Genomic DNA, 7938 nt, shown 5'->3' with positions numbered 1-7938 from the left:
AAGCCTTATACTTTTGTCCTTTTTTCGCTGGCATAAAAAATGCACCCCCTAGAATTTTCATCGGTTTAACCCAGGGGTTTTTCCAATGTCTATTCTAAGGGGTGCACTTCACTTAAAGGTTCTTTTTCTGAATTTTACTATTCAATTCTCCTACTTAAAATATTATCCATTTTTAGAAATAATTCATCTTGAATTTCTAAATTAGTGCCCCAATTGCTCCAAGGGTTTATGTTATATGTGCACTGAGTTGTTGCGATAAAACCACATTCACATTGAAACTGACTTTTATAGCTAAAATAATATAAAATAACATTATTACACGAAGGGCATCTGTTAATTAATTTTTTCAAATGAAAAGGACATATCTCTGCAAATTCAAGTTGATGCAAAATGCTATGATAGTTCATTTGTAAACAATCATCGCAATACGATAAATAATGTTTATAAAGGTATAAATTCCCTCCTGAAAATAGATTACAAATTTCCCTTACAAGTGTTTTATGGATATTCAAATCAATGCCAGTATACTCCATAAATAGACTAAAATCAAAACCAGCCATATTATATAAATTTCTTAGTTTTAATGACCGAATAGCTGATTTGTGGTTTTTTACAAAACTTGTTCCAAAAAAATCAATTACATCCTTACTTTGAATTACGTTTGCTATTTTAATTTTTTCAATAATCGAAATAAAGGATTCGTAAGGTTGAATCCACTCTTTACTCCAACAAATCTCTCGCATTGCTTGCTGCACATCCCCTTTACCTTGCTATCGAAACCAATATTTCCCAAAACTACTTCTTATATACCTTAATAAGGTGATTTTTTTGTCGTTAGTGCAGTATAACGGGTTTTTCACGTCCATAAAAAAACGACAAGAAAATACGTACAAATGAAAAAGAACCTTGATATATCAAGGTTCTAAAGCGGGATTATTCTGTCGTTGTACTAACCCCCATGTCATCAACATTAGGGCTCTCACTATTTCCTATTGGGCAGCGTAGACATGTTCTAACTCTAAAGCTACCTCTTTAATATCATAGCCGGCTAGTCGAATCGCTCGGATTCGCTCATCAACCGGGACAGGATCGCTGCGCAATGCCTTCATTAACCATTGCACCCATACGGCAATGTCTTGCTTCAAACACACGAATGCGAAAAAGCCTGCTCTCAGATTCGCTTCTTCTGGTAAAACATCGGATACCACGCAGGGAACTCCTGCGGCTTGCGCTTCAATCAAAACCATGGGTAAACCATCTTTGAATGAAGGTAGGACCATGACATCAAATTCCTGAATGAGCTCAGAAATATCGTCTCGCTGTCCTAATAAATGAACTCGGTTTTGGATCCCTTTTTGCTCGATCATCGCTATAATCTGAGGTCGCAATGCACCATCCCCCACCAGAATAAGCCTCGCATTCGGCATACGGTAGAGCAGCTCTTCAAAAATCTCAATCAGGAAGGTATGATTCTTAGCTGCGCTAAACCGTCCAATATGACCAATAATTGGCTCATCGGGTGGAATATGCAATTGCTCGCGGAGCGTTATGGGCTTCTGTAATCTACTTGTAAATCGACCGACATCTATCCCGTTACGCACCATTCTGCCGCGATTATCTTTAAACCAGTGATACCCGAATAGCGCCTGACTTGCCGTGATCGAGCTGCTTACCCAACTGGTCGCAAATCGCCGTATCATGTTCCTCTTCAGCCAACGAGATATCTTAGTCGTTGAGGAAGAGTATGTATAATCACTTATGCTGTGACAATGTACAATACGAATATCAATGCCAAACAGCCTTGATGTTAACAAAGTTAAGACATTAGCTTCATAAGTATGACTATGCAAAGCATGGAAAGGACCGTGATGTTGAATCGTCGACTTTAACTCATATATGTAACCTATCCAGCCCGCTCTAGGCTTCTGCAGGATGAATATCCTCCCACCGAATGCTCGTATTTCTTCATCATAATCAGAAGGATTATGCGTGTGGACAACGAAATCGAATTGAATCTTCGATCGATCCATGTGTCGATACACATTCATAATAAAGCTTTGCGCTTCTCCACGATTCATATCACTAATATGATGTAAGATCCGAACGGGTTGATTGCTCAACACACTTTCCCCCTTAGATTTGCAAAAGTAAAGTCTTCATAAGCAAAAGCCAAGATGGTTTTTCCATCGTATGATGAATAGAATGACTTGGAATATAAATGGTTTTGAAAAGGGGAGCGAGAGGATTAGTAAATTAGAGGGTAACAAATGTAAACGCTATATAAATAGAATTGTAGCATGAAAATTACACTATGCCTATAAGATTATAAAGATTTGATAAAGATTTGATAAAGATTCGTAGCGGTATACGCCCATTTTTAGTAAAAATCAGAAAAACAAAGAGAAACTCTCTGAACAAGAAAGTTTCTCTGCTTTGTTTGAGTGTACAGGCAAATTAATTGTTTTAAATCCCTGGATAACCGGGTTGATACGGCGGGTAGTAGGGGTAAGGATATGGTGTCGGTGGGTATGGATATGGATATGGATATGGATAGTAAGGTTGATTCGCATATAAGTATGGGGCCACTACCCAGGGCAGCAAATTGGTCAGTCCGCCATATCCATAGTGCGGATGGTAACCATGGCCGTGTCCACCGTAACCGTGCCCGCCATGGCCATGACCACCATGTCCCGGTCCACCATGGCCGTCGCCTCCGTGCCCACCTTGTGGTGGACGAAATTCTTGTTCTTCTGGTTTCGTCATTTTCTGGATCACTCACATTCTTCTTGTATAGTTAACAGCCTACAATACTGTATGTGTGCGATTGCCTAGTTGGTGACCACTTCTCCAAAAATTGGGCGGTTATTTCTTATGCTTTGTAACCATCTTATTACTTCCGATCTTTCCAGATATCGCAGAGTCCGACGAAAAAAACGACAATTGTCGTGAACACAATTAACCGAATATCCCATGCGTTCGGAAAATCATTCACTTGAGTACCCGAAGCACGGAGAACAAGAACAAATAAGAGCAGTACTAAATCAAAAAACATACAGTAGGCCATGCGAGCTGAAAGCTTATGAAGTGGTAGTTTGTCCAACATTTTGCCGAATCCAAAGACGTCTGACCATCTCCCGGGCTCGTTGGATTTTTTCTGGGGGGAATTGTCTTCTTGTCGATCAGAGATCGGCTTTTGCTCGTTTTGCATCTTTCTTGCCAGCACCTTGCCTCGATTCGTGGACATCCAGCCACATTAGAATGGCGCCGCCGAAGCTAAATCCCGCTATGCATATTCCCCCCAAAGGAGATAATAGCCCCACCTCCCAAGTCATCACGAAAGCTAGAAAACTCACGAATAGTAAAAGAAATGCACCTGTCTTTTTCAATGAATTACCTATCATAATCTCTTGCACCTCCCTTATCGTTAGATCTTATAGTATATGAGAGATTGATAGATTCGGTGATAGACCGTAGACAGTTTCCTTTACAAATGAAAAAACGAACTTGAGGGATCGTCACCGCCTCAAGTCCGTTTTACTTCCACCATGAAGTTTTATCTGTTCAGCAAACTACCTACATAACGCAGCAGCTCATTCGCGCATACAGGGCAATATCCGTGTTCATCAATCAATTGTTTGGTCACATCATTAATTTTCTTCAACTGCTTCTCATCCGGTGTCTTCGTGGAAGTCGTTATTTTCACGATATCTTTCAAATCAGCGAAGAGCTTCTTCTCAATCGCTTCACGCAGCCGCTCGTGACTGCTGTAATCGAATTTCCGACCTTTACGTGAATAAGAGGAAATGCGGATCAGTATTTCTTCTCGGAATGCTTTCTTCGCATTTTCAGAAATGCCAATTTGTTCTTCAATGGAGCGCATCAGGCGCTCATCCGGATCCATTTCCTCACCGGTAAGCGGATCCTTAATTTTCCCCCAATTACAATAAGCCTCAATATTATCGAGATAGTTATCGAAAATAGTTCTGGCTGATTCTTCGAAGGAGTAAACGAACGCTTTCTGCACTTCTTTCTTGGCAATATCATCGTATTCCTTGCGCGCCACGGAAATGAAATTGAGGAACCGCTCACGCTCATCCTTCGTAATCGACGGATGCTGATCCAAACCATCCTTCAGGGCACGCAGAACGTCCAGCGCGTTAATGCACTGAAGATCTTGGCGAATCAATGCACTTGAAATTCGGTTAATGACATAACGCGGATCGATGCCGCTCATGCCCTCTTCTTGGTATTCATTTTGCATTTCCTTGAGGTCCGCTTCTTTGTAACCTTCCACAACTTCACCATCGTACATACGCATTTTCTTGACTAAATCCATCCCTTGCTTCTTCGTTTCCTTCAAGCGGGTAAGAATGGAGAAAATCGCAGCAACTCTGAGCGCGTGCGGAGCAATATGAATGTGAGACATATCACTCTGTCCGATGAGCTTGTAGTAAATTTTTTCTTCATCCGAAACCCGAAGGTTATACGGAATTGGCATAACAATCATCCGAGATTGCAAAGCCTCATTTTTCTTGTTCGCAATAAAAGATTTATATTCGGTTTCATTCGTGTGCGCAATGATCAGCTCATCGGCGCTAATGAGGGCGAAGCGTCCTGCCTTAAAGTTACCCTCTTGTGTGAGTGACAGTAAGTTCCAGAGGAATTTCTCGTCGCATTTCAGCATTTCCTGAAACTCCATGATCCCCCGGTTTGCCTTATTCAGCTCCCCGTCGAATCGATAGGCACGCGGATCGGATTCGGAACCAAACTCCGTGATGGTGGAGAAGTCTATGCTTCCCGTCAAATCGGCAATATCCTGTGATTTAGGATCCGATGGACTGAACGTACCGATACCTACACGCGCTTCTTCTGAAACGAACACACGCTCAACATGAACATCTTCAATACAGCCGTTGTATTCGGTTTTTAAACGCATTTGACAGGAAGGACACAAACTGCCTTCAATCTTTACTCCCAGCTCTCGCTCGATCTCGGGACGCAGCTCCATAGGGATCAAATGAAGTGGTTCCTCGTGCATCGGACAACCTTTAATCGCATAGACAGCCCCTAAGTCAGTTCTAGCAAATTGCTCCAGCCCTCTTTTAAGCATGGTCACAATGGTTGATTTACCACCGCTTACAGGACCCATCAGCAGTAATATCCGCTTACGAACATCCAATCGACGGGCAGCGGAATGGAAATATTCTTCCACCAGCTTCTCAATGGCTCGATCCAGGCCGAAAATCTCTTTGTTGAAGAATTTGTAGGATTTGTGCCCGACTTGGTCATTGATTCCTTGCGAAGCAATCATATCATAGACCCTTGAATGCGCTGTTCTCGCGAGTCCAGGATTTTTGCGAAGCAATTCTATGTACTCCGCGAACGTACCGGTCCAGCTCAATGAATCCTTCTCCGTACGATGCTCCGAAATTCTTTTGAATATGTCCATGGGTACCTCCTTTCACTGCTGCCTTTCTTATCTAGGTCAGCTCGTGATGGTGAATTGTGTACTACAATCCTATGCACTCATGGAGGATAACTTGCCCGAAATTTTTTAACTGTAATGGATTTCTCGCTTTACTATTTTGGTTAATGTTATGGATTAGCAGTTGCGAATGAGCTGCTCGTCCTGATGAATCGCAGATGATTATTTACTAAATAGTTCATACGTTTTGCCCGCTTCAACTCTAAACTCTATAACTGACTGATCTCCGCCCAAGGCAATATCTTCTCCCCCGCAGCGGACCAGAACCGCATGGCGTGTTCGGACTCTGCATAAGCCAGCCTTCGCTGCGCTTATGACCGCTTCCGATAGTTTGCCATCGGTCCATTTCAGGTCGACGACGTATCCGCCGCGCCCCCTCAGTCCTCTCACTTCTCCATCAGACCACACAGGCGGCAGTGCAGGAAGTAGGTTCAGCTCATCGGCATGGGATTGCAGCAGCATCTCCACAATACCAGCCGTGGCACCGAAATTCCCGTCAATTTGAAATGGAGGATGCGCATCAAAGAGATTGGGATATGTTGATTTCCTCAGCATGTGACTCAAATGCGCATACGATTGTTCGCCATCTTCCAATCTTGCAAACATATTGACGATCCATGCACTGCTCCAACCCGTATGGCCTCCTCCGTTTTCCAATCTGCGCTGCAGTGTGGCTGCGGCTGCCTTGGCTAATTCGGGCGTGCGATACGGGTTGATTTGGGTTCCCGGATGCAGCGCAAACAATTGTGAAATATGCCGATGACCTGGATCATCCTCCTCATAGTCCTCCAACCACTCCATGATCTGTCCGTGCTTGCCAATCTGTGGCTTAGGCAGCCGCTCCAGCAGCACGGAGAGCCGCTCACGAAGCTCACTATCGACCTGCAGCAGGAGGCTGCTCTGTTTACACGCCTCGAACAACTCACGGATAATCTGCGTATCCATAGAAGGTCCCATGGTCAATGACCCTCTGGTTCCATCCGCTAATACATACACGTTTTCTGGAGACACAGAGGGTCCAGTCACTAGCTGTCCATCTGGCGATTCCACCAAATAATCAACGAAAAAGGCCGCAGCATCCTTCAAGATCGGGTAGGCTCTATGCCGCAAAAATTCTATATTTTCGGAAAACACAAAATGCTCCCATACATGCAGGCTTAGCCAAGCAGCTCCCATCGGCCATATCACACATGTCGGAAACAACCCTTCTGGACGTGTCTCTCCCCATAAGTTCGTATTGTGATGAGCGACAAAGCCCGAGCAGCCATACAGCTCGCGCGCAGTTTGCCGACCGCTGACCTGCATCCGTTCGATATGGTCGAACAGCGGCTCATGGCATTCCGATAATCCGCAAACCTCAGCCGGCCAATAATTCATTTGTGTATTGATATTAATCGTATATTTGGACTCCCATGGAGGCGTAAAGCTGTCATTCCAAATGCCTTGAAGATTCGCGGGCAGACATCCCGGTCGGGAGCTGGCGATCAATAAGTAACGGCCGAAATGAAAGTAAAGCTCCGCCAAACCGCTATCCACACTCGATTGACTCTCTTGTAAAAGCTTCAACCGCTCGTCCGTTGGCAGATTATCAAGCGGATCGTTTACAGTCAACCGCAAACTCACCCGATTATACAATTCCTGATAATCTTGAATATGCCGGCGTTCCACCTCATCTGCGTTGAAACGATCGGCGCCTTCAATTTGAAGCTTGCAGGCTGCTAATGGATCAGGCTCTCGAAACGTGCTGGCTGCGGCAAGCATCAATGTCACAGAGCTAGCCCCCTCCACAGACAGGAAGTCGCCGATCACGGACACATGACCATCACGGGATTTGGCTTTCAACACACAGGCATATTCAACACCGTGCTTCCCACATTCTCCGCCCATCCAAATACTATCTGCCGACAATGCGCCGGTTTCCCCCTCAAACGGTCTGCGATTCAGATTCGCAGAGAAATTAAGCTTACCTGGCTGATCGCACTCCAATCGAATCATCATCACTTGATCAGGGCAGCTGGTATACATCGTGCGACGGTAATTCACTCCATTGATCCTATAGGTTGTACGAGCGATTGCCTGCTTCAAATCCAATTCTCGCCGATACGCCTCGACTTCGCCTTTCTGGTCATGAAAATAAAGCCTTAGGTCTCCCAAAGGCTGATAAGGGTTGTAATATTTAGGTGTAGAAAAGAGCGCCATTCGCGTTAATCGCGTGGCCTCCACGACATTTCCGGCAAAAAGCAGCTCACGGATTTCTTCTAAGTATCGAGAACCATCGGGATTGAGTCCATCCTTGGGACCTCCGTACCAGATGGAATCTTCATTTAATTGAATTCTTTCCTCTTGCACATGGCCGAAAATCATCCCGCCTAGTCGACCGTTACCGATCGGAAGCGCTTCTACCCACATCTTAGCAGGCTGAAGGTACCACAATTTCTCGCGATTGTTCAAGT

7 protein-coding genes are annotated in these 7938 nt (G+C 44.4%); all 7 read right to left on the bottom strand.

What is annotated here, in order from left to right; translation table 11 throughout:
- Positions 1 to 137 precede the first annotated feature (137 nt).
- Positions 138 to 755: a TniQ family protein gene (locus tag AC58U0_RS21455; RefSeq protein WP_497381014.1), complete on the bottom strand. Its 618-nt coding sequence runs from the start codon at positions 753 to 755 to the stop codon at positions 138 to 140.
- 234 nt (positions 756 to 989) lie between these two features.
- Positions 990 to 2120, bottom strand: coding sequence for a glycosyltransferase (locus AC58U0_RS21450; protein ID WP_497381012.1), 1131 nt, complete (start codon positions 2118 to 2120; stop codon positions 990 to 992).
- Between the two features lie 343 nt (positions 2121 to 2463).
- Positions 2464 to 2763, bottom strand: a complete 300-nt coding sequence (locus AC58U0_RS21445; RefSeq protein ID WP_497381011.1) for a hypothetical protein — start codon at positions 2761 to 2763, stop codon at positions 2464 to 2466.
- Between the two features lie 127 nt (positions 2764 to 2890).
- The gene (locus AC58U0_RS21440; protein ID WP_497381010.1) at positions 2891 to 3208 is read right to left on the bottom strand and encodes a hypothetical protein; all 318 of its coding nucleotides are present in this window, start codon (positions 3206 to 3208) and stop codon (positions 2891 to 2893) included.
- On the bottom strand, positions 3180 to 3401 hold the full coding sequence (locus tag AC58U0_RS21435; RefSeq protein WP_497381008.1) for a hypothetical protein: 222 nt from the start codon (positions 3399 to 3401) through the stop codon (positions 3180 to 3182). The genes AC58U0_RS21440 and AC58U0_RS21435 overlap by 29 nt, the downstream gene beginning before the upstream one ends.
- Before the next feature lie 152 nt (positions 3402 to 3553).
- On the bottom strand, positions 3554 to 5449 hold the full coding sequence (locus tag AC58U0_RS21430) for a PrkA family serine protein kinase (protein ID WP_057307127.1): 1896 nt from the start codon (positions 5447 to 5449) through the stop codon (positions 3554 to 3556).
- Positions 5450 to 5647: 198 nt separating this feature from the next.
- On the bottom strand, positions 5648 to 7936 hold the full coding sequence (locus tag AC58U0_RS21425; protein ID WP_497381007.1) for a glycoside hydrolase family 95 protein: 2289 nt from the start codon (positions 7934 to 7936) through the stop codon (positions 5648 to 5650).
- Between the last annotated feature and the right edge of the window lie 2 nt (positions 7937 to 7938).

The organism is Paenibacillus sp. J31P190, assembly GCF_059692075.1.
Note: the sequence above shows the minus strand (reverse complement) of the source record. Positions and strands in the feature narration are given on the sequence as shown.

What these genes read in the sequence shown, in the direction of transcription:
- AC58U0_RS21445 (WP_497381011.1), bottom strand. Translation starts at nt 2,763, where the DNA reads ATGACGAAACCAGAAGAACAAGAATTTCGTCCACCACAAGGTGGGCAC.
- AC58U0_RS21440 (WP_497381010.1), bottom strand. Translation starts at nt 3,208, where the DNA reads ATGCAAAACGAGCAAAAGCCGATCTCTGATCGACAAGAAGACAATTCC.
- AC58U0_RS21435 (WP_497381008.1), bottom strand. Translation starts at nt 3,401, where the DNA reads ATGATAGGTAATTCATTGAAAAAGACAGGTGCATTTCTTTTACTATTC.
- AC58U0_RS21430 (WP_057307127.1), bottom strand. Translation starts at nt 5,449, where the DNA reads ATGGACATATTCAAAAGAATTTCGGAGCATCGTACGGAGAAGGATTCA.